The following is a 26864-nucleotide window of genomic DNA, read 5'->3' on the forward strand; positions in this document are numbered from 1 at the left end:
TGTCGCCGAAGGCTGCGGATGCATGGGTTCAGCGGCGGACGGTGACGGCCTTTCGGACATGAGTGCTGGCTCGAGATATCTAGAGCCTTAGTTCAGCACAGGCTTTATGGGCGCTACAGGGGTCGCTAGCGGCCAAATCCGTTGCGCGTCCGCTGTTATGCGCGCGCATTGCGCCGCATGGCTCCCGGTACTTCACCTACCCAGCGTTTGAAAGCTCGACGGAATGCGCGTGCATCGCTGAATCCGAGATGCTCGCTGGCTTCCGCCACCGTCAGTCCTTCATCGCGCAGCAGATGCTGCGCCTCGAGTGCGCGCAGACGTTCGCTCAGTATGCGGAACGACGTGTCCGCTTCGCTCAGACGCCGGCGCAAAGTACGCGAGCTCAGACCAAGCGCGGCCGCGACCTCTTCCACCGACATCGCCACGTTGCCGGTCTGCAGCAATACATGTTCGACGGATGCCACGGTATTGGGCGTGTGCTGACTTTGTGCGCGCGTTTCCAGCAAGGCACGCAATTCCGCGGCTGCTACCGGCGAATGGCTGGCCAGTGGCAGCGCGAACCATTCGCGCGGGAAAAGGCCACGGTTGCGCGGTTGTCCGAACCGCACCGGGCATCCGAATATCTCGGTATAGCGCGCCGCGTGTGGTGGTGCGGCATAGGTCAATTCGAGGGCCTGCGGACGATAGTCGCCGCCCAGAAGAATACGAACCAGTACCATCACGCTGGCGTACAGCTCTTCGACCACGAACGTTTCCACCACCGGATCGCGCGTGCGCGATTGTCCTATCAAGGAAGCAAAGTTGTCGTCGAGCTCAAAGGTGACGTCCATCAGGCCACCGCTTTGCCCTTGATAACGCACGCCGAGTTCGACCGCCTCGCCGAACGTACGCATCGCGGTCATGGCAAAGCCGGGCAGGCCGAAGTGACTTATGTTCTGGCGCCGTCCAAGCTCGAGGCCCAGATCGGTACGGCCGGTCAGTTGTATGGCGCGTCGGACGAGGCGCCCGACCTGGCGATTGGAGATCAGCTCGCCGGCGCACATATCCGCGCTGCTGATGCCTACGTCCGCGCATAAACGCTCGGGTGCAACCCCGAGTTCGCTCACCAGTTCGGTCAGTTCCGCCAGCGCCAGCGGCGCGATTTCGGGAGCAAACTGGCGTGGATCAAGCTTGGGGCGTGGCACGTTTAATCCCCATAGTGGCCGCGATGGTCCCCATACTACGCTGGCTTTCGTCCCGCCGTTCCCTGCAGCGCAGCATCCCCGGCAATTGACCCGATTCGTCCTTATGCCCGGTAAGGGTTGCTGCCTAAGCTGCGCATACGCCTAACATGGCATCCATAGTTCGCATGCTAGCCCAGGAGCTCCCATGGACATCGCCGTCACCCCCGTCGCTGCACTGCAACCCACGCTGCAGCAATTGCGCGGCGCCTGGATGGCGCACCGCCCGGATTACGCTCAGCGTCGCGACGATCTGCGACGGTTGCGCAGCGCGTACAAAGCGCGACTGGACGACATGGCGGCAGCGGTCAGTGCCGACTTCGGCCATCGCTCGAAGCATGAAAGCCTGATCGGCGAGGGCATGACCGTGCTTACCGAGATCGATCACATGATTGCGCACCTGCGTCAGTGGATGCGCAAGGAGCGGCGCAGTGCCGGCTGGCGTTTGTGGCCGGCGCATGCCGAGGTGCGTTACGTGCCGGTCGGCGTGGTGGGCGTGATTTCGCCGTGGAACTATCCGGTCAACCTGGCCCTGGTGCCGCTTGCGACAGCGATTGCCGCTGGCAACCATGCCTATCTCAAGCCGTCCGAACACACGCCACGTACCAGTGAATTTCTGCGCGAACTGCTGGCTGAAGTATTTCCCGCCGACCGTGTCGCGGTGGCTTTGGGCGGTGCGGATGTCGCCAGTGCATTTGCCGCGTTGCCGTTCGATCATCTGGTGTTCACGGGCTCAACGGCGGTGGGTCGCAAAGTCATGGCCGCGGCGGCGGCCAATCTCACACCGTTGACGCTGGAATTAGGCGGCAAGTCGCCAGCGGTGATCGGCGAGGATTTTCCGATAGCGCAGGCCGCCACGCGGCTGGCCACGGGCAAACTGCTCAATGCCGGGCAGACGTGCATCGCGCCCGATTACGTACTGGTGCCGCAGTCGCGCCGCGACGAGCTGGTACAGGCGCTGCGTGAGGAAGTGGCACGACGTTACCCGGAGATCGACGGCAATCCGGATTACACCAGCATCGTCAACGAGGCCCAGTACCGTCGCCTGCGTGGTTATCTGGACGATGCCCGCGCACGCCATTTCGAAGTGATTCCTCTGGCCAACGTAAAGGACACAGCCCGCGCCGAAGCCGAACGCCTGCTGCCACCGACGCTGGTGATCGATCCCAGCGACGACGCAAAATTAATGCAGGAAGAAATCTTCGGCCCCATCCTGCCGGTCAAAACCTATCGCACGCTGGATGAGGCCATTGCCTATATCAACGCGCACGATCGACCGTTGGCGTTGTACTTCTTCAGCCGCAACCGGGCCGACACCGAAAAGTTGCTGTCGCAGGTGGTGGCTGGCGGCGTCTGCATCAACGAGACACTGTTTCACAATGCGTGCAACAGCCTGCCATTCGGCGGTATCGGCCCCAGCGGCATGGGCCACTATCACGGACACGACGGCTTCGTGACCTTCAGCAAGATGATGCCGGTACTGCATCAGGCACGCTGGCCGCTGTCGGACAAACTCAAGCCACCCTACAAGGGTTTCGCCGCGCGCATGATCGATCTGCTGGTGCGTTGAATCCGGCTATCGATCCGCTCACCAAGGCCAGGAAACAATAAGCGGCGAACTGCTGAGCGATGCTTTCCCTTCCGTGGGCGCCGCGAAACTGCCGATGCCAACGACCCATACGCGATCGCGTCCCATCGTCAGCCCCCAGAGTTCGACTCCCTCCAGCTTGCCGTGCGAAGCCTCGACGACATTCATCCATAGCTTCCAGTGCCGGCCGCCGTCCTCGCTGGCGAAAATCAGGCCGTCACGCGTGATGAACCAGCCGTGTTCGGCGTCGCGCATGCGCAAGCGCGTGATGGCTAGGGCTTCGTTTTCGTCGAGCTTTTTCGGTACGTCGACGGTCGCCGGCTGCCACTGCTGGCCACCGTCCCACGTGCACCACACCTTGTAGCCGCCAGCGATGCAGCCGTGATCGGGACCGCTGAAGCTCAGTCCCATAAGATGGACATCGGTGCCGCCGAGGGGGACGACGGTCCATCCGGCACCGGCATCGTCGGTACGCAGGACCGTCCCGAGGCTGCCGATGGCCCATCCCTTTTTCGCATTCGCGAAGGTCACCTGCTGCAAGGCAACGTTCTCGGGCGCGTTGGGCAGCGCGACGCGCTCCCAATGCTGGCCGCCATCGCTGGTGCGCAGGATGCCCGCTTCGACGGTGTCCCGAACGCCCGACTGACCGACGACGACACCATGGTCGGCATCGGCGAATGCGACGGCATAGGCTTTACCCCGGTCGTCGCCGCCAAGGCGTAACGCTTTGTACTGGGGATCCTTGTAGCTGGGGAAGGTCGCGTTGAAGGCTTCCCAGTGCGAGCCTGCATCCAGTGTCCTCAATATCGCGGCGGAGTCGCCAACGGTAAATGCCCGGTCCGCATCGCGGAACACGATGCCGTTCAACGTATTGGCGTACGGCATATGCGTGGCGATATGCCAGTTGCCGGAATCTCCATCGCTCGAGGCCACCTGCAAGCCCGGGCCGCCGACGGCAAAGACGCGGCCGGACGGGCTCACGGCGATGTCGTTGAGAAACGTATCGGCGCCGGGCAGTCCGAACGCGGTCGCGGCGTGACCCTGCGATTGAAGCGGCACGGCAAGTGCTTTGTAATCTCTCGCGGTGAACTCATACGGATTGAGTCCATCGGACAGATCGATGCATTTGCCGCCTCCGCCGGAAGACGGGCAGCGAGGATAGGCTGCCTGCGCCGCCGTCGTGGCCGCGGCCGGAGTCGAGTCTACCTTTGGCGATGGGGCTTGCGCGGAACAGGCGCATAGCGTCAAACCGCACAACATCGAACTGAGCCAACGAATCGTCATGATGAATGGGAGCCTGAATACAGGCTCGCATCCTATAACGGTCCAGCCGTCACTGGCAGTCGCCGGCCCGGACTCCGGGTCGACGACCGACAATCGGCGTTACGAATGCACCCGCCGCCAGACGACCTCGCCATGCGCGCCTTCGGCGGCACCGCTCGATGGCTTGGCCACGGTGTACGTCAGTTCGTCCCCTTTGAGCGTATAGGTCGTATCGCCACCCTTTCCATCCCAGTTCGGAAACGACGCCCGCTGTATGTGGGTACGCATCACCATCCCCTCGACACTCACATGGCCGTAGTGGGAGTTGCTGTCCATCGATGCCGCGCGATATTCGTCGGGCGTGCCTTTGGACTTGTCGTTCGCCGCGAACGCTGTCCGCTTCGCCCGGACGATATGCATCATGTAGTCGCCGTCGGCGTCGATCAGCCAGAGCCCCTCGGGGTTCGGACCGTAGAGTTCGACACGATGCCCGTCGGGATACACGTTGTCGCAGCGAACGAGGGTCCAGGCGCCGACAAGGTCTTTCGGTACCGGCATGTGACCGCCGGCGGCATCGCTGCCCGAGGCCGCCATGGCTATTGGCGATGCGGAGGCCAGCGCCAGAATGGAAACGAGCAGGGAAGTCTTGAAGCGCTGCATGGGATCACCTTGGGTGAGGGAGGGCGTGAGGCATCGTGGCGCCGGCACGTGGATTTGATAATTGGCCTCGATCTGTATTGACCTTCAAATCCTATTTGAAGATGATGCGATGCCCGCGGCCTTCCGCATCAGGGACCGGCAGCATTGAATCGTCTGAGCGACATGCAGCTTCTCGTCGATGCAGCCGACCTCGGCAGCCTGTCCGCGGCAGGTCGCCGCAATGGCCTGTCGCCCGCAGCCGCCAGCGCATGCGTACAACGCATCGAAGCCGCGCTGGGCGCGCGGCTGTTCGAAAGAACGACGCGGCAACTGCGTCCGACCGACGAAGGCCGGACCTATATCGGCTATTGCCGGATCGTCATCGACACCATGCAGGAAGCCGAGCGCGCCGTTCGCAGCGGTACCGATGGCGTCAGCGGCACGCTGCGCATCTCCGCGCCATCCGATCTGGGGCGCAATCTGCTGATCGATATCCTCGATGGATTCATGGGCGTCCATCCCGACGTCCGTATTGTCCTGACGCTATCGGACTCGCTATCGCGGTTCGTCCCCGACGATGTCGATGTCGCCATAAGAGTCGGCCCCCTCGAGGACAGTCATCTCATTGCCCGCCACCTGGCGAACAGCTGGCGTGTCGTCTGCGCGGCGCCGGCCTTTATCGCGGCGCACGGCATGCCATCGCGTCCCGAAGACCTGGCCGATCTTCCGGCGCTGGTGCTGACGACCAGCGCCGGACCGCGCAACGAATGGCGCCTCGGCGAAACGACGGTGCGGGTAAGGCGCTATCACGAGTGCTCGGACAGCGAAGTCATCCGGCTATGGGCGATCCAGGGCAGGGGATTCGCATACCGGCAGCTATGGGCCGTGACGAAGGATGTACGCGAAGGGCGCCTGGAACTCGTACACGCGGACGAATGGTTCGCGCCCGCACCGATCCACGCGCTATACCACCCCAATACATTTCAGCCGGCGCGCGTTCGCCGGTTTATCGATTTCCTGCAGGCGGAAATGGCCGAACGGCTGCCGCTGGGATCGCACGACCGGCCCGTGGCGCTTTAGCAAGCCGACCCGATGCGGTAGATTCGCGACGACAACACGGACGCCAACAAGGGGAGCACATGCGCGGGAAGCCGGTAATTATTCTGTTTACGCTGGTTATCAGCGGCCTGGTACTGCTGTTTTCGATTTCGGGAGCTGTGCATATCGCCGGCAGGCTCGAGATGGTCAGCACCGGTGAAATTTCCGTGCTTGGGTACGCGGGAAGGTGGCTCAGGCTTATCGTCGAGATCGTTCTGTCCGCCTTGACGCTGTATGCCATTTTCAAGCGTCCCTCATGGGGACGAGTCGTGACCGTCTGTTTCGCGGTGATGTTCTGCGTCGTGGGCTTCGAGGCACTCCTCACGCCCGATCCCACACCGTTGTTTCCGCTCAATGGCGCGGCCGAGAAAGCGGGCGCGCAGATCGCGAACGTCGCGATGGGCATCGGGTTTCTTGCCTACCTCGGGTTCGTGATGTTCGGGCGCAAAACGCGCGACTACTTCGCCCGGCCCGCGGCCGCATCGGAAAATCACTCCATCCGTCAGAACTGACGGTTCCGTGACCGGTCGGTTCCCGACGGAAAAACTACGCGGCACACATCGACATTCGTCATTCCGGACTTGCACACCGCGATGCGCGGCACTATTCTGCGCATCCCGTCCATCCAACCACAGCGAGGTATAGAAAATCATGATTGTTGATTGTCACATCCTCGCCGGGTCGACGTTGCGCTAATTCCGCTCGTCCGGATGGCCGCTTTCCGGCACATCCCCATTCGTTTCGCGTGTTGACCCCGGCTTTCGTTCGACCTCCCGCAAGGGCGGTCGCTGCGCTTCGCTATTCATTGGGGTTCCACGCATGTCGTTTCAGACTTTCTCGCTCCACCAGCTCGGCTGGCGGCCGGGTTTTGCCCAGCATCTGACGCTAGAGGATTTCGAGGCGGGTTATCCCGCCCGTGTCGTTGGCGTGCATCGCAATGGCTTGTCCGTGCTGTCCAGCCGTGGCGTGGCCACGGTCGTTCTTTCCCACAACCTTGAATCCGCCGTTACCGTTGGCGACTGGGTACTGCTCGAAATGGACGCCGCGCGGGTGCTGCGCATGATCGAGCGGCACTCGTTGATCGCGCGCATCGCCGCTGGCACCGGGCAGGGCACGCAGACGATCGCCGCCAACCTCGACACCTTGTTCGTCGTCACATCGTGCAACGACGACTTCAGTCTGTCGCGGCTGGAGCGCTATCTTTCGGTCGCCTTCGAGTCGGGTGTCGAACCGGTCATCGTGCTGACCAAGTCCGACCTGTGCGCGGATGTCGACGGCTACATCGACGCCGCACGCACGATAGCGGCCGACGTCGCCATCGTGGCAATCGACGCCACCTCGACGGTATCCGTCGGGCAACTGGCCCGATGGCTGGAACACGGACAAACGGTAGCCTTCGTCGGTTCGTCCGGCGTGGGCAAGTCGACACTGGCCAATACGCTGGCCGGCGACGACACACAGACAACTGGCGGCATCCGCGAGGACGATGCCAGGGGCAGGCATACCACCACCTCACGCGAAATGTTTGCGTTGCCGTCGGGAGCATGGGTGATCGATACGCCGGGTATGCGCGAACTGCGTGTCGGTGCCGTCGAAACCGGGATGAACACCGTATTCGACGACATCGCCGCATTCGCGGCACGGTGCCGGTTCGGCGATTGCAGCCACGAAGGCAATGCCGGTTGCGCCGTCGAGCAGGCGATTGCCGAAGGTCAGCTGGATGCCCGTCGGCTCGTCAACTACAGAAAGCTGTTACGCGAATCGACGCATGCATCAAACACGCTGAAGGAACGTCACGATCGGAACCGTCAGTTCGGGAAACTGAGCCGGGACGTGCAAAGAGCGCAACGCGAGAAGAAGGGGCGCGATTACTGACCGGACGTTATGGGGCGGCCAGTCATTCGCGTCGTCACCCCACGGTGACGACGCGAGCAACCTTCCTTACAGCATCGATTTATCGATGATGCGGGGAATTAGTGCGCGCCTACGACCAACATCGTAAAGCCGCTTACCGGCTGGCCACGTTCCGCATTTTTTGCCCCGACGAGATACAGGTTGTGCGAGGCCGGATCCAGCGCCAGCGTGCGCGCGTACTTCATGGTGGGGACGGTCGCGACCGGGGTGTAATGGTCCGCGTCGTCCTGATGGATGACATTCAGGACGCCTTCGCGACCCGGGCTGAAGATGGTCTGTGTCTGCGTGTCGTAAGCGACGGCATCGGGCTTCTTGCCTACCTGGATCTTCGCGACCTGATGGCCATCGTTCGCATCGGTCACGATGAGCCAGCCGTTCGCGCATACCGAGAACAGACGCTTGTGCGCGCTGTCCAAGGCAAGGCCGGTGGGCCCTTCGCAAGGGGCCAGCGACCAGTTGTGCTTGACTACGCCGGCGTTGATGTCGATGTGTGCCAGCTCGCCTTTGTCTTCCAGATTGACGTAGACGTTGCCGGCGCCATCGCTCGCCGCGAACTCGGGATTTCCCTCGAGCGCGATCGTCTTCAGCTCTTTGCCGCTATCCGGATCGATCACGCTGATCGAGTTGCTGTCGCCATTCATCGTCAGAACGTGGCGCGACGCGCTGTCGTAGATGATGGCGTCCGGGTTCTTGCCGTTAACGGCGATCTTGCCGGTCACCTTGAGCGTATCCAGATCGATCACGCTGACAAAGTTGCCATGGCCGCTGGTGGCATAGGCCCGATGCGGCTTCGGAATAACCGCCACGCCGTGCGCGTGCTCCATGCCGGGAATCTCACCCACGATCTTTCCATTGCTCGTGTCGACCACCGTGAGACGGTCGTCGCGCGCGATGAAAAGGTTGTGCGTCGAGGGATCCAGCGTCAGATAGTCCCAGCTGCCCAATCCGCCCAGCGCATACCGTTGCGTGACCTGATAAGTCTGCGAGGTGGCCGCGGCCGCGCATAAGGGAGCGCCAAGAAAAACGGTGAGTGCGATAGTCCGTGCAATAGTCTTCATCGAGTTGTCCTTGAATGTTGCAATGGGGGCGATCAGAACTGGAAGCGCACACCCGCCAGATAGGTCAGTCCGTAGAATTCGCGCTGGATGGGGCGATCCGTCGTGCCCTGATAGAACGTATGTGGCGTGTCGAGCAGGTTCTTCACGTAAAGATAGATCGTCCAGCTTTCGGGAAACTGATAACTGGCGCTGAAGTCCATCGACGTGCGCGTCGCGTTGTAGACGTCGCTCGTGCGGTCGGTGCCGACGCTGAACAGGTCGGCGGAGGCGGAGTAGGCGGCAAGGTTGAGCATGAAGCCTGCGCGCTTGTAGAACACCGATGCATTCCACGTGTTCTTCGACGTCGACGGCAGCAACGAGTACTCGCCGGGCCGGATTTCGATACGTGAGTCGACCCAGGTGTAGTTGGCTGCCGCACCGAGGCCGTCAAGCCAGCCCGGAAGGTGCTGGAACTGCTGGCTCCAGTTCAGTTCCATGCCGCGCGCATAGGAAGAACCTATGTTCTTATAGGTAAAGACGCGCAGCGGCTGGGAGTTGCCGGGGAAGAGACTGTTATCGAACGTCTGCGTGGTCTGGATCGGAACGATGTAATCGGAAATTTCCTTGTCGAAAATTCCCGCGGAAACAATACCGCCACCCGGCAGATAGCGCTCGATGCTCAGGTCGAAGCTGTTGGCCTTTGCTGGCTTCAGCTGCGGATTGCCGGTGGTGACAATGCCCGATCCGAGGTCCACGTTGAGTGCGGGATTGGCCTGATTGAAACCAGGGCGGCCGATGGTGGAGGAGTACGCGGCACGCAGGATCGTGTCCGGTGCGAGCTCGTAACGAAACTGCAGGCTGGGGAAGAAGTCGTGATAGCTGTGTTTATTGCTGAGCGGCGTGGCGAAGGAATTGCCATTCGCATCCACTCCCGCCGAGAACGCGTTGCTGCGATCCCGGGTCTGCTCATAGCGCACGCCACCCAGAATGCCCAGATTGCCGTAGGTTGCCGTGTACTCGCCGTAACCGGCGTAGATGTCCTCATGCGCGTCGAGGTACTGCTTCTGACTGCTCAGCACTTCGCCAGGCCCGATCGTGCCGTAACCGAAAATCTGCTGAAGGGCTCCCGGAACAATGTCGACGCCGTTCTGGTAGTTGCCGTCGTAATACGTTTCGTTGACGCCACCGGAGACGGCGGTCAGGGGAAGCGATGTCGTGTCGACGGCATAAGGCTGCGATGTCGTTTGCTTGTGCCGCTGGCGGATGCTCACACCGAAGTTGAGCGACTCGTCGGTCAGGTTGCCCCAGCTGACCGATGTCTTCGAGTTGGCCGCATACGACAGCTCGCGGTCGAAATTGCTGGCGGTGCTGTTGTTGATCGCGCTCAGCGTGTAGTTCGCGGGGTCCAGATAGCCCGGCGCACCCGTGATCGTGTACAGAGGCACGCGCCCGGGTCCGGTCGGGCTATAGGAAATCTGCCCGGCCGACATCGACGGCGAGTTGTACGTAAAGGTGGAGTTGTAGTCGTACGGTTTCTTATACGTACCTTCGACGTAGGCGACGTGATAGTCGATTGTCGTATCGCCAAGCGTATTCTTGCCGCCAAGCATATAGAAACGCTCCCGGGAGGTTTCCTTTTCGTCGCGCAGCGACTTGGTGATGGCGCCGGGAAAAGTCAGGGTGTCCTGCAGCGCTCCGTTGGCCTGCGTGGTGGTATTGCCGTCGGGAATCACATCCATGTACTGACGCTTGTATTCCTCCGTATAGCCCGCTTCGAAGGCACGGAAGTACCACTGATTGTCGTCGTCCAGCTGATAGCCCAGGTCCATGGCGTAACCATGCCGGCGGCGATGCAGCTCATAGTCGCGCTGCTCGATGTCGTTGACCGCCCGATAGGGATGCGCGCCGTCGTTGAAGTAAGCGGGCTCGACATCGTCGATACCGCGCGAATCGACGTGGCTGGATGCCGTCAGAACGATGGAGAACGGACCAAACCGTCCGCCACCGGCGAGCGAATAATTGGTGACCGACGTGCCGCGCAATTTTTCATAGCCGCCGCCTACATCGCCTTCGAGAAACGGCCCCTGTTCGTCGGGTGCCGTCTTCGGCAAGACCTCGATCGTCCCGCCCAACGCCTCGGCATCCTGGCGCGGCAGGTTCGACTTGGTCACGGCGACCGCACCGATAAATCCCGTGGGAATGGAATCCAGCGCCACGCCACGATAGCCGCCAAAGGGCGATGCATTGTTCGTCGGCAATAAGCGCACGCCGGCATAGGTCGTGCTGTTCAGATCGGCATCGAATCCGCGAATATTGACGTAGCGACCTTCGCCCTCGTCGGTTTCAAGCGAGACGCCGGGAATACGGCGAACCGCTTCGGCCGCGTTGACATCGGGCAACGCACGGATTTCGTCGCCGGTACGTATGTTGATCAGGTTAGGTGCGTTTTCCTGAGTCTTTCGTGCCATTTCTCCAGTGGTACGCGGTGCGACAACGTGCACGCCCTGCAGGTCTTTCACGTCCTTTTTCGCGCGATCCCGGACTTTGTCGTCGGCGTCGGGCGAAGTATTTGCGGCGTCGCCGGGAGCATCCGTCGCGCTCCTGGCCGTGTGATCGCCCGGCGGAGAGGGGCTGTTCGCCAGAACCAGGCCCGGCAGACAGAATGAGCCCAGGCTCACCAGTGCGGTGCAATGAATGCCGCGTAGCAATGCATGACGTAGTTTCGATGATTGCACTAGCTATTGCCTCGATAGGGAATAAAGTCGATAAGCGCAAGAAAATGCGCCCGATATGAATGAGGTAGCGCATTGAACTTAGGGGGCGGCCGTGACCTTCCCATGACCGGGCGCTTAGCTAATGCTGAGTTGAATGCGATTACCCGTCTCGTTCGGGCCATGACTTGTCCGGCAACCGGAGCTCGCGGAATCGATGCCATTGCCTCGCTTCCGGCTCGAAGGCGAGGGCGGAAAGATTCAAGCAAATACAGAGCACATTCGATATCGTGATCGCCTTCGACGCAGGCGCGGCGTGGATCTATCGAGAATGACTATTGGGATGTGCGTCATGTGGAAAGCCGTTTTACGAACCCGATGGCGCCATGCGCCGGGACCGTCGTTCCCGTATGCCATGACGATGCTCGCTTTCCTGCTGCTCGCGATCGCGACGTCGACGCACGCGGTTACACACGACGAGGCATTCGTCCCCCTTGGGCAGATGCACCACACGGCACTATCCGCACGGGACGGGGTGCCGCCGGATACCTGGGCCATGGCTCAGGATCGGGATGGCTATCTGTGGCTCGGCGGCCCGACCGGGCTGGCCCGCTTCGATGGCGTCCATTTCGATCGCAGCCTCAACCGGCTCCTTCCTTACCGGCAGGTTATGACGCTGCGGGCCGAGCCCAATGGCGACCTGTGGATCGGCGACCGGTACGGCGCGGTGACGCTCGTCCACGATGGCGAGATCACCGTATACAAAGACAACGGCCTGCCCAGGGGCACCATTTTTCCGTTCGTGCGTACGCCCGACGGCGTGCTCTGGAGCGCAACGCCGAATGCCCTCACTCGTTTCGTCGACGGTAAATGGGAAACCATCCGCGACAAGGCGGGTTTCACCGGACACTCGATCGAACAACTGTTTCTCGGCGTCAGCGGAACGCTGTGGGCCATTGCCCGGGAGGGTGCGTTTCAGCTTCGTCCCGGCGCGACCTCGTTCGTCCTTGCAGGCAAGGACGACGCGCGCGCCGATATGGTGGGAATCGCGGGCGCGAGCTGGAGGCCGGACGATCTGTCCGGCGACGAAGTCCGCGACGCCTCCGGCGCTTTCTGGATTCCGACGACCAGCGGTCTGGTGCGGTTGCGCTGGCAAGCCGGGGATGTGCCCGGCAAGCCCCCCGCGACGACGGAGCGATTCACAGGGAAAGACGGCCTCAGCGGGGCGCAGGCGTTGACCGCGTTCCGCGATCGCGAAGGCAATATATGGATCGCGACGGTCACCGGACTGGATCAGTTCCGTCGAACCAAACTGACACCTGTCGTACCTCCCCAGCCACTCTATGCTCCCGCCATTGTCCCCGACCCGAAAGGCGGGCTATGGATAGGCAGCACGACGCAGAATCCGTTGCTGTTGAACGAGGGAATCGTGTCGAGACCCGACATGGGTACCTTCGTCTCCGCCGCCGCCAGCGGACGCGACGGTACCGTCTACCTGGCGGGAAACGCCGGGCTGCGTGCCAACCGCGACGGCGTCACCTCGACAGTGGCCTTGCCGCCGGAACTCGCCGACGCGGGTCTTCGGTTCCAGGGGCTCACCGAAAGCCCCGACGGATCGATCTGGCTGGCGGGGCAGGGATTCCATCGACTGAAGGATGGCCGGTGGACCGATGCCGTGGGCATCTGGGGTGTCCCGAAAGGCTATCCCACCCGCATGCTGACCGCCGCGGACGGAACGATGTGGTGGGGATACCGCGACAACTCCGTTGCACGCATCCAGGGCGAGGCGGCCCGGCTCTACGGGCCGGACAATGGACTGAGCATAGGTAGCACGCTGGGAATGTATAGCCGCGCGGACCGTCTCTGGTTGAGCGGAGACCAGGGGCTGAATCTCCTTGTCGGGGACAAGGCCATGGCGATCGTCGGCACGGGCGACGAAAAGTTCGTCAATGTTTCGGGCATCGTGGAACTTGCCAACGGCGACCTCTGGCTGAACTCGATCGACGGTCTTTATCGCGTGACCGCGAGCGAAATCGCGAAGGCAAAGGTCGATCCCGGCCATCGTGTCGCCTTCGAAAAATTCGATCAGGAAGACGGCCTGCTCGGTCCCACCGATTCGCTACGCCCCGGCCCGACGCTTGTCGAAGGTTCGGACGGCAGGCTGTGGATCGCGACAGGTCTCGGCGTGTCCTGGGTGGATCCCCTGACTATTTCCCGGAATCCGGTCGCCCCGGTCGTCGCCATCGAAAGCCTTAACCGGACGCCGGTCGATCCGCACGATTCAGCGCGCCAACTAGCCAGCGGTACAACGAACGTGGACGTGGCCTTTACGGCGCCGACACTTACGATCCCCGCACGCGCACGATTCCGCTACCGGCTGGTTGGCGTGGATAAGGACTGGGTGGACGCCGGTACCCGTCGCGAGGCGCATTACGCCAACCTCGGGCCCGGCAACTACCGGTTCGAGGCGATCGCCGCGAACGAGGACGGCGTGTGGTCGAAGAGCGCTGCAACACTCTCGTTCGGCATCCTGCCGACGTTCCTTCAGACAGGCTGGTTCAAGGCCCTTTGCGCATTCGCCGTACTGGCTCTGGTATGGCTGGCCTATATGCGCAGGCTCGCTTACGTTACCGCGCAGCTTCGTGCGCGTCTGAGCGAACGCGAATGCATCGCGCGCGACCTGCACGATACCCTCCTGCAAAGCATGCAGGCGCTTCTTCTGCATATAGAGAGCGCCGCCGCGCGGGTAAGCGAGCCCGATGTCCGCAAGGCACTGAGTGCCGCCGCCGACGCTACTCAGGCAGCCATCGTCGAAGGAAGGGATAAGGTCCGTTACCTCCGTATCGAAGCACCGGACGCAGAAGAAGCCGGACGCACCTCCTATTCGCTTGCCGATGTATTGAAGAACGCTGCGTCGAGCACGCCTGTCCAGATCGAGGGCAAAGAAGTGGAACTCGCCCTGGAAGCGGCGCTGGAACTGCAGGCGATCACCCGCGAAATGGTGTCGAACGCGAAACGCCACGCACGCGCGACCAGCATCGTTATACGCGCCAGGTTCACGCCGGGCATATTGACGATCGGCGTATACGACAACGGTATCGGCGTGGACGACGACGTGGCACATGCCCTTGGACGACCGGGACACTGGGGCATCCCCGGAATGCGCGAGCGAGCGGAGCGCATCGGCGGCACGCTTACCCTTCGTCGTCTGTCCGAAGGCGGTACCGCGGCCGAGGTCACCCTGCCTGGACGCCGTGCTTACCGTCGTCGTCGCTGGTCATGGCTGCGCCGCTAGTCACGAGCCATGCCATGCGATGCGTGGAAGCTTCGTCATCCCGGTACGAATCTTCAAGATAGCGATTTTTCAAGGTCCTAGTCTGGTGCTCCAACGCATCACGCGCTCACCCGCGAAGCGGCCCACCGGAGATACCCGATGTCATTCCAGAAACTTGTTACGCCCGACGATTGTGCGTTGGTCCTGATCGATTTCCAGCCCGCCATGTTCCAGGGAGTGCAGAGCCATGACCGTAAGGTCATCGTGGACAATGTCCAGGTGCTCGCACGCGCCGCGAAGCTGTTCAACGTGCCAACCGTTATCACGACCGTCGCGAAAGACAGTTTTTCCGGACCGTTCATGCCGGAGATCACGGACGATGTCTTTCCCGACCACAAGGTCATCGATCGCACCTCGATCAACTCCTGGTTGAACGAAGAGTTTCGCGACGCGATCCGGGCAACCGGACGCAAGCGGCTGATTCTCGCCGGGCTGTGGACGGGTGCTTGCGTGAACTTCCCGGCACTCAACCTGCTTGAAGAAGGCTACGAGGTATTGATCGCCGCCGATGCCTGCGGCGACACCAGCCACGAGGCGCACGAGCGCGCCATGCAGCGCATGATCCAGGCCGGTGCGGTTCCGCTGACCTCGTTGCAGTTCATGTTCGAACTTCAGCAGGACTGGGCGCGCTCGGAAACCTACGACGGCGTGATGGACATCCTGAAGGCGCTCAGCCCGTACGGCATCCAGGTGCGCTTCTCCAAGTGGGCGCTTGGCGAGCACGCGTCCGAGGGCGGTTGAGTCGCCACGGAGCATGTCCACGCCATGTCGAGCTGGCTATCCGCGTAGCCAGCTCGATGCCGTATTGGTCGCCAGCGCAGCGCCTGACGTCACGTTCCGGAGCCTTGTATGAGTTCGTCCCCGTATCCCGACCTGATCCTCCAGCGTGGGCTCGTCACCACGCTGGACCGTGCGAACCCGACCGCCAGTGCGGTAGCGATCACCGATGGCCGCTTCAGTCACGTCGGCAGCGATCACGACGTGCTGGCGCTTGCCGGGCCTGCCACGCGGATTATCGACCTGCGCGGAAGGAGGGTGCTTCCCGGCCTGATAGACAACCATGTCCACATCATCCGGGGTGGACTGAACTTCAACATGGAACTGCGCTGGGACGGCGTCCGCAGTCTTGCCGATGCGATGGCGATGCTACGCCAGCAAGTCGCTATTACACCGGCACCGCAATGGGTGCGCGTGGTGGGTGGTTTTACCGAACATCAGTTCGTCGAAAAGCGTCTGCCGACGATCGAAGAACTTAATGCCGCTGCGCCGGATACGCCGGTTTTCATTCTGCACCTTTACGACCGCGCGCTTCTCAACGCAGCGGCGTTGCGGGTCTGTGGATACGACCGCGACAGTCCCAACCCACCCGGCGGCGAAATCATTCGCGACGCCAGTGGTAACCCCACGGGTCTTCTGTTGGCCAAACCCAATGCGTCGATTCTCTATGCGACCCTCGCCAAGGGTCCGAAGCTGCCTCACGAATATCAGGTCAACTCGACGCGCCATTTCATGCGTGAGCTCAATCGTCTGGGGATCGTGGGTGCCATCGACGCGGGTGGCGGCTTTCAGAACTATCCGGAAGATTATGCGGTGATCAAGGAGCTGTCCGAAGCCGGACAGCTGACGGTGCGACTTGCCTATAACCTGTTTACGCAGAAGCCGAAGCAGGAGAAGGACGATTTTCTCCGCTGGACGGCAAGCTCGACGTATAAACAGGGCGACGATTATTTCAGACACAACGGTGCAGGCGAGATGCTAGTCTTCTCCGCGGCGGATTTCGAAGACTTCCGCCAGCCACGGCCCGACATGGCCCCCGAGATGGAAGGGGATCTCGAAGAGGTCGTTCGCGTTCTGGTCGAAAACAAATGGCCATGGCGCATGCACGCGACGTACGACGAGACGATCAGCCGTGCGCTCGATGTCTTCGAGAAGGTCAACCAGGACATGCCGCTCGCAGGGCTGAACTGGTTCTTCGATCACGCCGAGACCATCTCCGACGAATCCATCGACCGCATCGCGGCACTGGGCGGTGGCATCGCCGTGCAGCATCGCATGGCGTATCAGGGCGAGTACTTCGTCGAACGCTACGGCATGGGTGCGGCCGCCGCGACGCCGCCGGTGTCGCGCATGCTTGCCGCGGGCGTGCAGGTCTCGGCGGGAACGGATGCCACGCGTGTGGCGTCCTATAACCCATGGGTGTCGCTCTCGTGGCTTATCACGGGTCGCACGGTCGGCGGCATGCGCATGTACCCGCAGCGTAACTGTCTGGATCGCGAGACGGCCCTGCGCATGTGGACCGAGAAGGTGACGTGGTTCTCCAACGAGGTCGGTAAGAAAGGACAGATACAGGTCGGGCAGCTGGCCGACCTCATCGTGCCGGACCGCGACTTCTTCGCCTGCGCGGAAGACGATATCGCCGATACGACATCGCTCCTCACCGTGGTGGGCGGCAAGGTGGTTTACGGCGCCGGTCCCTTCGCGGACGCCGATAGGAACCCGCTCCCTCCCGCGATGCCGGACTGGTCGCCGGTCCGTAGCTTTGGCGGATACGCCGGCTGGGGTGCGACGTCTGGAGCACCCCAGTCGCAGCAGCGTCGAATCGCCGCGGCAGCGTCGTGCGGCTGCAATCATCCCTGCAGCGTGCACGGCCATGGTCACGCCACCGCCTGGACCAGCAAGTTGCCCATCGCCGACCTGAAGAGTTTCTGGGGCGCGCTGGGTTGCGCGTGCTGGGCGATCTGATGACGACCGCGACGACGCGAGAAACGGTACAGATGCCGCGCAATGGTCTGGCACGGGGCGCACGCTGGATCGCACGGCTCCTGCTGTGCTCTGCGTATTTGCAGGGTGCGATCTGCAAACTGTTCGATCTGACCAGCGCACAGGCGGAAATGACGCATTTCGGACTGAGTCCGCCTCTGCCGTTCGCGCTTGCCGTCATTGCATTCGAACTGGTGGCCAGCCTGATGACCCTCAGCGGGCGAGGCCGCTGGCTGGGGGCGCTTGCACTGGCGGCCTTTACCTTCGCGGCTAACTTCATGGCCAATCCGTTCTGGACGATGGCGCCCCCGGGCAACATGATGGCCGCGAACGGATTCTTCGAGCACCTGGGGCTGGTCGGCGGCTTCCTGTGGGTCGCGCTGGACGATGCGCGGTTCGTCATCGCACGTCGAAGGAGTGCAGCGTCGTGAGCTCGACCACCCCCGTCCCGCCACAAGGCAGTTTTGCTCCCCTGCGGCAGATGACCTTCGCGGTCATCTGGATCGCCACGATCCTCGGCAACACCGGCAGCTTCATGCGGGATGTCGCCAGCTCGTGGCTGGTCACCGATCTGGGTGGCGGTCCCGCGGCGGTGGCGATGATCCAGGCGGCGGGAACGCTGCCCGTCTTCCTTCTGGCGATTCCCGCGGGCGTACTCTCCGACATCCTCGATCGCCGCCGCTTCCTGCTGGTTGTGCAGTTATGCCTGGCCGTGCTGAGCGGCACGTTGATGGTGCTGTCGCATCAGGGCCTGCTTACGATCCAGATACTGGTCACCGTCACGTTTCTTGGCGGCGTATGCGCCGCGCTGGTGGGACCCACGTGGCAGTCGATCGTGCCCGAGCTGGTGCCGCCATCGGATCTGAAGAACGCGGTGGGGCTGAATTCCCTTGGCGTGAATATCGCGCGTTCGATCGGCCCGGCGGCCGGTGGTGTGCTACTGGCGAGTATCGGTGCCGCATTTACCTACGGTGCGGACGTCAGCAGCGATCTGCTCGTCGCGGCCGCACTGCTGTGGTGGCGCAGATCGAAGAAAGCCGACAACGCTTTGCCCGAACATTTCCTGGGCGCATTCCGCGCAGGCATCCGGTACACCCGTGCCAGTCGCGAACTCCATCGCGTTCTTCTTCGCGCCGCCGTGTTCTTCCTCTTCGTCAGTTGCGTCTGGGCGCTGCTGCCGTTGATCGCGCGCGACGTCCTGCATGGCGGGGCGAGTTTTTACGGCGTACTGCTGGGCGCGGTCGGCGCCGGTGCGATTGGTGGTGCGGTCCTCTTGCCCCGGGTCCGCCAGCGTCTGACCGCGGATCACCTGTTGCTCGCCGCGTCGGTCATTTCCGCTCTTGCCATGCTGGTGCTGGCCCTCGGGCCACCGAAGTGGGTCGCCATCGTTGCGCTGCTTGGACTGGGCGGGGCCTGGATCACGGCACTGACGACACTGAACGGCGTCGCCCAGTCGATCCTTCCCAACTGGGTCCGTGGCCGCGGTCTGGCCGTCTATCTGACGGTGTTCAACGGCGCGATGGCCGCCGGCAGTCTTGGCTGGGGTGCGCTGGCCCAGTCGATTGGCGTGACCTCCGCGCTATGGATTGGCGCCGCCGCCGTGGTCGTGGCCGCGCTGGCGACCTATGCGTTGACGTTGCCCGCCAGCGAAGTGGATCTCACCTCGTCCAATCAATGGCCCGAGCCGTTACTGATCGATCCGGTCGCCAACGATCGCGGCCCCGTGCTTATCCAGGTGGAATACACGATCGCCCGCGAGGACCTGACCGCTTTCGTGGCTGCGCTGGTCCGGCTGTCCGACGAACGTCGTCGCGATGGCGCATACGCCTGGGGCCTGACCCAGGACACCGCGGACCCGGAGCACGTCGTGGAATGGTTCATGGTCGAATCGTGGGCGGAGCATTTACGGCAGCACCACCGGTTCTCCAACGCCGGCGCGGATCTTCAGCGCGAAGCCACGCGTTTCCACAAGGGCGACGCACCCAAAGTGACGCACTTGCTCGCGATCGACCGTACACAAGCCGCCTTCCAGCCATCCTGAATCATTCACTCCACCCCAGAAACGAGGCGTCAGCATGAACGCAGCTTTCTCCACTATTCGCCGCAGTGCGTTCGTCATCGCGTTGCTTTCGGTGTCGGCATTCGCGGCAGCGGCGCAGACGCCGCCCGTGGCAGTCAGTCCGCAGTACGACACCACGCATGTTTACGTTGCGCCCGATAAGGTCGACGCCTTCGTGGCGAGCTTTGCCGCCACCTTCGACGGCCACTCCACCAAACAGTCGGTGGCGACGGTGACACCGACACCAAGCAGCACATCGACGCAGCTGCTTTTCACGCCGGCGGGGACGTTGTCCATCTTTGGCTTCAGGACTCCCGTCCCTTATCCGTTTGGACTGGAACGAACGGGCTACCTGGTCAAGGACATGGATCAGGCGGTGGAGGCCGCGCGCGCAAACGGCGCGGAAGTCATCGTGGCATCATTCCCCGATCCTATCGGACGGGATGCGGTGATCCGCTGGCCTGGCGGCGTCACGATGCAGTTGTACTGGCACACCGCGATTCCTTCCTACGAACCGCTGAAAACGGTTCCCGAGAATCGCGTCTACGTCTCGCCCGATGCGGCGAATGCTTTCGTCAAAGGATTTATCGGCTTCTCGCATGGCCACGTGGTCAGCGACGTGGCCAAGGCGCCTGGCAGCGAAATCGGACGGCCGGATGCGACGTACCGCCGCATTCGCATCGAATCGGATTTCGGCAAGATGGTCGTCCTGGTGACCGACGGTCATCTGCCGTATCCGTACGGTTATGAAATGACCGGCTATCAGGTCGACGATGTCGCGAAGACGCTGAAGCGTGCCTCCGCCGCGGGCGCGAGCGTTCTGGCGGGGCCGTATTCCGCCGATCGCCGCGATGCCGCCATCGTGCAGTTTCCCGGCGGATACATCGCGGAAGTGCATGCGCTGACAACCACACCGTAAGCATGTCCGGACTTTAGTGAGACGATCGTCCGACAATCGTTCAAGCACGCGGTTTAACTGCAATACGGAAGCGGCGCGTGACATCACCATCGATAGCACATCCTTCGTATCGTGCGGAGGCGCTTCGATTCGGGTGTCCGATGAAATGTCTCAAACATCTTCTCGTTCTGCTTTCGCTGCCACTGTCCTGTCTGAGCCTGAATCTTTCGGCGGCACCGGCCCCCGTGCAAGCCGCGCAGGTTCGCACGCAAGGGCCGGGCTTTTATCGCATGATGCTCGGCGACCTCGAAATCACCGCGTTGCTGGACGGCACCCATCCCTTTCAGGCGGATGCCCTGTTGATCGACGTTTCGCGGCAGCAGGTGGACAGCCTTCTGGCGCAGGACCATCTTTCGTCGCCGGTTGATGGTTCGATCAATGCGTTTCTAAGGCCGATGCGGAGTTCTGGTTGAGTCCGGCCAACGAGAGCAGGGTGCCCGGCATCCTGTTGTCGATGTTTACCGGAGCGATGGATTCGTTGCGACCGTACATCGCGCAGGGGAAACTCAAAACGTTCGATACCGATGGCGAGATCGTTCCCGGCATACATGCTATGGCCACGCCGGGTCACACGCCGGGACACACCACGTATGTCGTGACCAGCAATGGCGAGAAGCTGATGGCCTGGGGCGACATCGTGCATGTAGCCGCGGTCCAGCTTGCCCATCCCGAGGCATCCATCCGCTACGACAGCGACGACGCGGTGGCGGCCACGGAACGCGAAAAGGTCTTCGCCGACGCGGCGCGGCAGGGCTACTGGATCGCCGCCGCGCACATTTCCTTCCCTGGCCTGGGTCATCTGCGCCAGTCCTCCAACGGGTTCGTCTGGGTACCGATCAACTACACCCGCACTCCCTGATTTTTCCATACACATCAAGAGAATTTATGAAGAACTTCATTCTTGCGACGGCCCTGGCCGCCGGCATGCTGACGGCAACGACGTCCGGAGCCGCACCAGCCAAAAGCGATGTAACCGTCGTACTCGTACACGGTGCCTGGGCGGACGGATCGAGCTGGAACAAGGTTATCCCGCTGCTTCAGGCCAAGGGCATCGACGTACTCGTGGTACAGAACCCGTTGACGTCGCTCGCCGACGACGTGGCCGCGACACAGCGGACGATGGCTTCCGCCAAAGGTAAGATCGTGCTGGTCGGCCATAGCTGGGCCGGTACCGTTATCACCGAAGCGGGCAGCGATCCACGCGTTACCGCCCTGGTCTACGTGGCCGCGTTCGCGAACAACGACGGCCAGAGCGCCGGCGAGCTGGTCAACAGCTATCCCAAGACGCCAGCACTCGCGACCATCCGCGACGACGGGCACGGCTTCCTTTACCAGACGGCGGACGGCGTGCGGGACAACTTCGCTCCCGACCTGCCGAAGAGCGAGTCGCAGGTGATGGCCGTCACGCAGGGTGCACTCGCGGCAAGCACCTTCGGCGACAAGGTGACCAAGGCAGCGTGGAAAGCAAAGCCCACCTGGTACGTCGTGTCCGCCGACGATCGCGTGATCAATCCGCAGATGGAGCGCGACAGTGCGAAGCTGATGAAAGCAAAGACGACGGTGCTGGCATCGAGCCATGTTTCGTTGCTTTCGCATCCGAAGGAAGTGGCCGCCGTCATCGAAGATACCGTGAAGACCGTGAGTGAGAATCCGTGATGAAAAGCCTCCATATTTCCCGCCGTACCCTTTGCGCACTGGTTGCATTGGCATTCGCCGCTTCCGCGGCACCCGTATACGCGACGGCCCCCATGATGCAGAGGCAGGCCCCGGGCTTCTATCGCATGATGCTCGGCAACGACGAGATCATTGCGCTGTCCGATGGCACCTTCGACCTGCCAACCGACAAACTGCTTGTCGCGCCGGACCCGAAGCGCATGGCAACCCTGCTGGCGCGTGCGCACGACGGAACGGCGGTCGAAACGACCGTGAACGCGTTCCTGGTCAACACGGGTTCGAAGTTGATCCTGATCGATACGGGAAGCGCGGAATTGCTCGGTCCGACGCTGGGCAAGGTGCTCGATAACCTTCGGGCAGCCGGTTACCAGCCCGAACAGGTCGATGAAGTACTCATCACCCATTTACATGTCGACCACGTGGGCGGCCTGCTGAACAACGGCAAGCCCAGCTTCCCGAATGCGACGGTACGCGTGAGCAAAGCCGAGGCGGACTACTGGCTGAATCCGGCAAATAAGGACAAAGCACCCGAGTCGGTGAGGTCGGGTTTCGTCGGGGCGGCTGCGGCTCTCAAGCCGTATATCGACGCCGGGCGTTTCAAGACGTTCTCGGGCGCCGCCGTGCTCGAGCCGGGCATCACCGCCGTGGCCTCGCCCGGACACACGCCGGGGCATGTGTCCTATCGGGTCGAAAGCCAGGGTAAGACGATGCTGTTCTGGGGTGACCTCGTGCATGTCGCCGACGTCCAGTTCGCGGCTCCCGCGATCACCATCGCTTTCGATTCGGACCAGCCGGCAGCTCGTTCGGCTCGCACAGCGGCATATGCGGACGCTGCCCGCAAGGGCTACTGGGTGGCGGGCGCGCATCTTCCGTTTCCGGGCATCGGACACGTCGAGTCGACGTCCGGCGGCAATGTGTGGGCACCCGTGGCGTGGTCGGAGAACCGAGCTGCCGGGCCGTGATTCCCGTGATTCGTAAGGCCTAGCCGATGATGCCGCGACTGAGGGCGATGGTGATCGCGTGGGTACGATTGCTTGCCGACAGCTTGCTCATGATGCGGGCCATATGATCTTTCACCGTCTGGTCCGAGATCCGGAGCTGTCGCGCAATGACCTTGTTCGACAGCCCGCTGGATACGCCGCGTAGCACGTCCACCTCGCGTGGCGACAGAAGATCGTCACCGAGGTGCTCGGCGATATCCTGGGCGACCTCGGACGAAATGCGATGCTGTCCCTGGTGCACGGAGCGGATGGTGTCGATCAGTTCTTCGCGCAGCGCGCTCTTGAGGAGGTAACCGCTGGCACCGGCCAGAAGGGCCCGCCGCGCATGCGCATCGCCACGATAAGTGGTCAGGACGACAATACGCGCGGCGGGAAACTCCCCGCGGATAGCGGCGATCACTTCCGCGCCGCCCAGGTCGGGCATGCGCAGGTCCATCAACGTGATATCCGGCATCAGGCTCCGGAACAGGTCGATACCCTCGGCGCCGGTCGATGCCTGGCCCACCACTTCCATATCGTCATGCAACTCAATTAGTGCCGCGATACCGGCACTGAGCAAGGGATGGTCGTCGACGGACAGAACCCGGATGCGCCGTTGCGAAGGTGCGGGATCGTTCATGGCAAGGTCTACCGGCAACCCGATCGCGCGGCGCAAATCGGCCGCGCGATCAGGATACATCAGGCCCGTCGTCGATCATGAACACCTGCCGGTTACCACGAATACTTGAACTCCACGCCCAGGTAATTGCTGTCGTGTCCACCGGCGCGCTCGAGCGCGGGACCGATCCGGTAGTGCACGGCTTCCAGCGCCAGAGTGAGGTCGGCACGCGCAAGCCAGTCGATGCGCAGCTGACCATACGCGCCCGTGTAGCGGCCAGGTTCGCCGGCTGTACGCGCTACGGGGATGTTGGGTTGGACATAGACCGCATCCGCGGTGGTCATGCGCCACAGGAAGCCGACGGCGGCCATGATGGTCAGGCCGGCGCGCGGCTTGACCGTCACGGACGGTTTAACGTGAATGAGATTCGTGTAACCCGTGTAACCGCCCAGGTTGAAGTAGTAGCCGTTGGGAAACAGCGGATTGAACGTATTCAGTTCGCCGTCGTGCGGATGGCGATCGCCCGATGCCGCATCGGCCTGCAGTCCCAGTCGCGGTGTCCAGGGACCATCGATCGAGTAACCGCCACGGGCGCCTATGGCCCACGCATGAACGGAATCGGATCCGACGCTGCCGTTCTGCAGCATGGACTCCAGATCCCAGTCGACCTTACCCACCTTGCCGGCATAGCGAACGTCGTAAATGTTCCGGCGCTCGCGACCTTTCGCATCCAGATACGACGCATCGTCGAGCAGCCATCGCGAGTAGAAGGCCGATAGTTCTCCGGCATTCTTCAGCTGCCGTTCGACACGCAGACCGCCGTACTGGAACCGGCGATTCGAGTAATCGTCGAATGTATGTTCGTCGCGGTACTGGACGGGATGGCTCCAGAAGCCGATGAGCCGCCAGGGACCGATGGTGTAGTTGCCCCACAACGCATCGAAAGCCTGGCGAACGTTCGGGCCGTCGCGCGCGGATACGAAGCGCTGCAGATCGAAGCTCATTTCCTGACGACCCAGCCGGAGTTTGAGCTCGCCGGGGCCCAGGTCGGCGACATAGGCGATAAACGCCTGTTCGACATCCAGACGATCGTGATCCGCCGGACCCGGCAAAGCCTTGTCGACGGTGCGCGCATCTTCCAACTGCGTAAACCATTGCCAGTGCTCGTTCGGACGAAAGTCCACATGCACCTGCTTGCGATCGATCAGCCATCCGTCGGCACCGCGTGCGGTCGTACCGAACGACGGCGACGCGTTGTACTCGAAGCGCTCGCGTATTGTCGCGCCCAGCGAAAGATACGACTGCGGGTCGGTATCGCTGAGAGAGATGTACTTGAGACTGTCTCCCGCCTGCCGTGGCACCTGCGGATCGGCGAGCACCGACCAGTCTTCCTGCCAGCGATTGCTCATGATCGCCGGACGTGCGGGTCCGGCCGATGCCGTTTGCGCGGACGCGGGTAACGATGCCGTGGCAAGGACGAGGCCAGCCAGGGTCGAGGCCGCCAGCCGTTTCAGCGCCACCGGCTGTTTGTCAGCGGGAACCGGCATCGTTGTTGTCGGCAAGTGCATCGCTGCTGCGACGGGGGTTTCCGCGCGGCAGTTCGCCAAACACGTGCGGACGTACCTGCTGACGCATCCAGCCAGCCACCGGCGACTGCCCGCTCAGGTAGTGCCGGGCCAGCGGAGGAATCTGTTCGCCCAGGAGAATGCCCAGCAGACCGATGAGGGCGATGACCGGCGGTGCAGGGGAGCGCACGTTGAGGAGACCGTAAATGATGCCGACCAGCAGTCCGACGGCGAGGGATATCAGGTAAATCTTCATGGGACCCTTCCTGTTTTCAGGCGACGGCCAGTGGCCGTCGCATATTTGTTATCGGTCGATCTTCAGACCAAGAAGGCGCAGCCCCGCCGGCGTGAGGAGGTCCTGCGTTTCCGGGTGCTCCTTCATATAGGTGGCGACCATCGGACACTCGGGCGTTACCCGCCAACCGGCTTCGCGCGCCTGTGTCAGCGACACCCTGATCAGCTGGGTTGCGATGCCCCGACCACGGAAGGCATCGGGGATGTAGGTACGGATAAACGTCGCGACGCCCTCGGCGAAGGCGTACCGGGTGAATGCCTCGACGCCGTCTACCACGGCAAGAAAGCAGCGGTTCTCGTCGTCATGGGTGATAACGATAGGGCCGCTCATCGGGTTGCCTTGTCGTTCGTAAAACGCTGCGCTACGAAGGATTCGCCTAGTCTGAGGAAGACTAACGATCCGGGCGATCAAACTATTGAAGAATGCAATCGCGTTGCGTCTGCGTGCACCGGGAAAAGACGACCAGCCTCGCCCTGACATGCCGCCAGTCGCCATGCGTGCGGCGTGAGACCGGTCATGCTTTTGAACACGCGGGTAAAGTGGGGCTGGTCGTTGAAACCGCACCGGAGCGCGACGTCCGCAAGCGCATCCTGCGATTCCGACAATAGTTGGCAAGCCAGTTCTATGCGTCTGGCGACAAGGAATCTGTGCGGCGTCGATCCGAACGTCAACTTGAACGCACGGGAAAAATGGCCGCGCGACAACCGACAGGCGTTCGACAGTTCCTGTGTCGTGATGTTGCTATCCAGGCGCTCCATGATCAGTGCCAAAGCCGCAGTGGCCTGCACCTTGCTCAGGCCGCTGCGTGGCCTTGGTGGCCGCGCGGCGGGTGCACCGTTCCGTTGCAGGTGCGCACGCAGGGCCAGCTTCAGGTGATGCGCACACTGGCGGCTGTTCTCGTCGTCGTAGACAGCCAGCGCCGATAACGCGTCCGACAGAAGGCCATGCAGGGCATCCGCCTGGGGCCCGGAGGACTCATGTCCGGGCGTCGCATTGCCCACCGGATGGATGGCGACAACCACCCCTGACGAAGGACTGTTTGCAGGGCGCCATGCGGGATCGCCCGCCTGAGTGAAGAAGGCTCTCGAGGCCATGATGCGCTCCGTACCGATTCGCTGAGAGAAAGGCTAATCTCTCGTCACCCGGAGGC

General features: G+C 62.4%; 24 protein-coding genes. 14 read left to right on the forward strand and 10 right to left on the reverse strand.

Translation table 11 applies throughout. From position 1 onward, the window contains the following. Window positions 1-155 precede the first annotated feature (155 nt). Window positions 156-1184 (reverse strand): AraC family transcriptional regulator, encoded by a 1029-nt coding sequence (locus tag EC912_RS14250; protein ID WP_132145189.1) that lies wholly within the window; start codon window positions 1182-1184, stop codon window positions 156-158. 184 nt (window positions 1185-1368) lie between these two features. On the opposite strand from EC912_RS14250, the gene EC912_RS14255 reads away from it, so the two are divergent. Further along, complete coding sequence (locus tag EC912_RS14255) at window positions 1369-2790, forward strand: coniferyl aldehyde dehydrogenase (protein WP_132145191.1); 1422 nt, start codon at window positions 1369-1371, stop codon at window positions 2788-2790. Window positions 2791-2808: 18 nt separating this feature from the next. Here EC912_RS14255 and EC912_RS14260 read toward each other — a convergent pair whose 3' ends face one another. Both EC912_RS14260 and EC912_RS14265 read right to left on the reverse strand, forming a co-directional pair. Next, window positions 2809-4092: a WD40/YVTN/BNR-like repeat-containing protein gene (locus EC912_RS14260; RefSeq protein ID WP_132145193.1), complete on the reverse strand. Its 1284-nt coding sequence runs from the start codon at window positions 4090-4092 to the stop codon at window positions 2809-2811. Window positions 4093-4191: 99 nt separating this feature from the next. Then, window positions 4192-4731: a lipocalin-like domain-containing protein gene (locus tag EC912_RS14265; RefSeq protein WP_132145195.1), complete on the reverse strand. Its 540-nt coding sequence runs from the start codon at window positions 4729-4731 to the stop codon at window positions 4192-4194. Window positions 4732-4875: 144 nt separating this feature from the next. On the opposite strand from EC912_RS14265, the gene EC912_RS14270 reads away from it, so the two are divergent. The 3 genes from EC912_RS14270 (at window position 4876) to rsgA (ending at window position 7683) form a co-directional block, all read left to right on the forward strand. Further along, a complete protein-coding gene (locus tag EC912_RS14270; RefSeq protein WP_207906850.1) occupies window positions 4876-5790 on the forward strand; it encodes a LysR family transcriptional regulator in 915 nt (304 codons plus the stop codon). 59 nt (window positions 5791-5849) lie between these two features. Further along, on the forward strand, window positions 5850-6320 hold the full coding sequence (locus EC912_RS14275; RefSeq protein WP_132145197.1) for a hypothetical protein: 471 nt from the start codon (window positions 5850-5852) through the stop codon (window positions 6318-6320). A 307-nt stretch (window positions 6321-6627) separates the two neighbouring features. Beyond that, entirely contained in the window at window positions 6628-7683 is a 1056-nt protein-coding gene (rsgA, locus tag EC912_RS14280; RefSeq protein ID WP_132145199.1) for a ribosome small subunit-dependent GTPase A, read from the forward strand. Between the two features lie 98 nt (window positions 7684-7781). Here rsgA and EC912_RS14285 read toward each other — a convergent pair whose 3' ends face one another. Together EC912_RS14285 and EC912_RS14290 are read right to left on the reverse strand one after the other, a co-directional pair. Beyond that, window positions 7782-8780, reverse strand: coding sequence for a YncE family protein (locus tag EC912_RS14285; RefSeq protein ID WP_243649287.1), 999 nt, complete (start codon window positions 8778-8780; stop codon window positions 7782-7784). Between the two features lie 32 nt (window positions 8781-8812). After that, window positions 8813-11494, reverse strand: a complete 2682-nt coding sequence (locus EC912_RS14290; RefSeq protein ID WP_243649288.1) for a TonB-dependent receptor — start codon at window positions 11492-11494, stop codon at window positions 8813-8815. 328 nt (window positions 11495-11822) lie between these two features. Between EC912_RS14290 and EC912_RS14295 the strand changes: the two genes are divergently transcribed. The 10 genes from EC912_RS14295 (at window position 11823) to EC912_RS14335 (ending at window position 23217) form a co-directional block, all read left to right on the forward strand. Beyond that, window positions 11823-14765: a sensor histidine kinase gene (locus tag EC912_RS14295; RefSeq protein ID WP_207906851.1), complete on the forward strand. Its 2943-nt coding sequence runs from the start codon at window positions 11823-11825 to the stop codon at window positions 14763-14765. 138 nt (window positions 14766-14903) lie between these two features. Continuing rightward, window positions 14904-15545 (forward strand): hydrolase, encoded by a 642-nt coding sequence (locus tag EC912_RS14300; RefSeq protein WP_132145203.1) that lies wholly within the window; start codon window positions 14904-14906, stop codon window positions 15543-15545. A 108-nt stretch (window positions 15546-15653) separates the two neighbouring features. Continuing rightward, on the forward strand, window positions 15654-17546 hold the full coding sequence (locus tag EC912_RS14305) for an amidohydrolase (RefSeq protein WP_132145205.1): 1893 nt from the start codon (window positions 15654-15656) through the stop codon (window positions 17544-17546). Next, a complete protein-coding gene (locus tag EC912_RS14310; RefSeq protein WP_132145207.1) occupies window positions 17546-17995 on the forward strand; it encodes a DoxX family protein in 450 nt (149 codons plus the stop codon). Before EC912_RS14305 ends, EC912_RS14310 begins: the two co-directional genes overlap by 1 nt. After that, window positions 17992-19605 carry an MFS transporter gene (locus EC912_RS14315; protein ID WP_207906852.1) on the forward strand — a complete coding sequence of 538 codons (1614 nt, stop codon included), beginning with the start codon at window positions 17992-17994 and terminating at the stop codon, window positions 19603-19605. The genes EC912_RS14310 and EC912_RS14315 overlap by 4 nt, the downstream gene beginning before the upstream one ends. A 34-nt stretch (window positions 19606-19639) precedes the next feature. Then, window positions 19640-20542 (forward strand): glyoxalase, encoded by a 903-nt coding sequence (locus EC912_RS14320; RefSeq protein WP_132145209.1) that lies wholly within the window; start codon window positions 19640-19642, stop codon window positions 20540-20542. A 140-nt stretch (window positions 20543-20682) separates the two neighbouring features. Then, window positions 20683-20994: a hypothetical protein gene (locus EC912_RS19540; protein ID WP_207906853.1), complete on the forward strand. Its 312-nt coding sequence runs from the start codon at window positions 20683-20685 to the stop codon at window positions 20992-20994. Beyond that, window positions 20991-21440, forward strand: a complete 450-nt coding sequence (locus tag EC912_RS19545) for an MBL fold metallo-hydrolase (protein ID WP_207906854.1) — start codon at window positions 20991-20993, stop codon at window positions 21438-21440. Before EC912_RS19540 ends, EC912_RS19545 begins: the two co-directional genes overlap by 4 nt. 26 nt (window positions 21441-21466) lie before the next feature. Further along, entirely contained in the window at window positions 21467-22237 is a 771-nt protein-coding gene (locus EC912_RS14330) for an alpha/beta hydrolase (RefSeq protein WP_132145211.1), read from the forward strand. Next, window positions 22237-23217: an MBL fold metallo-hydrolase gene (locus EC912_RS14335; protein WP_132145213.1), complete on the forward strand. Its 981-nt coding sequence runs from the start codon at window positions 22237-22239 to the stop codon at window positions 23215-23217. The genes EC912_RS14330 and EC912_RS14335 overlap by 1 nt, the downstream gene beginning before the upstream one ends. A gap of 19 nt (window positions 23218-23236) precedes the next feature. On the opposite strand, the gene EC912_RS14340 is transcribed toward EC912_RS14335, so the two are convergent. From EC912_RS14340 to EC912_RS14360, 5 genes are all read right to left on the reverse strand, one after another. Next, window positions 23237-23875 carry a response regulator gene (locus tag EC912_RS14340; protein ID WP_132145215.1) on the reverse strand — a complete coding sequence of 213 codons (639 nt, stop codon included), beginning with the start codon at window positions 23873-23875 and terminating at the stop codon, window positions 23237-23239. Between the two features lie 92 nt (window positions 23876-23967). Continuing rightward, entirely contained in the window at window positions 23968-25401 is a 1434-nt protein-coding gene (locus EC912_RS14345; RefSeq protein ID WP_207906855.1) for an alginate export family protein, read from the reverse strand. Further along, the gene (locus EC912_RS14350; protein ID WP_132145219.1) at window positions 25385-25675 is read right to left on the reverse strand and encodes a DUF1427 family protein; all 291 of its coding nucleotides are present in this window, start codon (window positions 25673-25675) and stop codon (window positions 25385-25387) included. Before EC912_RS14350 ends, EC912_RS14345 begins: the two co-directional genes overlap by 17 nt. Window positions 25676-25723: 48 nt before the next feature. After that, the gene (locus EC912_RS14355) at window positions 25724-26044 is read right to left on the reverse strand and encodes a GNAT family N-acetyltransferase (RefSeq protein ID WP_165973611.1); all 321 of its coding nucleotides are present in this window, start codon (window positions 26042-26044) and stop codon (window positions 25724-25726) included. Window positions 26045-26121: 77 nt separating this feature from the next. Next, window positions 26122-26808 carry a helix-turn-helix transcriptional regulator gene (locus EC912_RS14360; protein ID WP_132145223.1) on the reverse strand — a complete coding sequence of 229 codons (687 nt, stop codon included), beginning with the start codon at window positions 26806-26808 and terminating at the stop codon, window positions 26122-26124. Between the last annotated feature and the right edge of the window lie 56 nt (window positions 26809-26864).

The organism is Luteibacter rhizovicinus, assembly GCF_004342265.1.
In the GTDB taxonomy this organism is placed as follows: domain Bacteria; phylum Pseudomonadota; class Gammaproteobacteria; order Xanthomonadales; family Rhodanobacteraceae; genus Luteibacter; species Luteibacter rhizovicinus_B.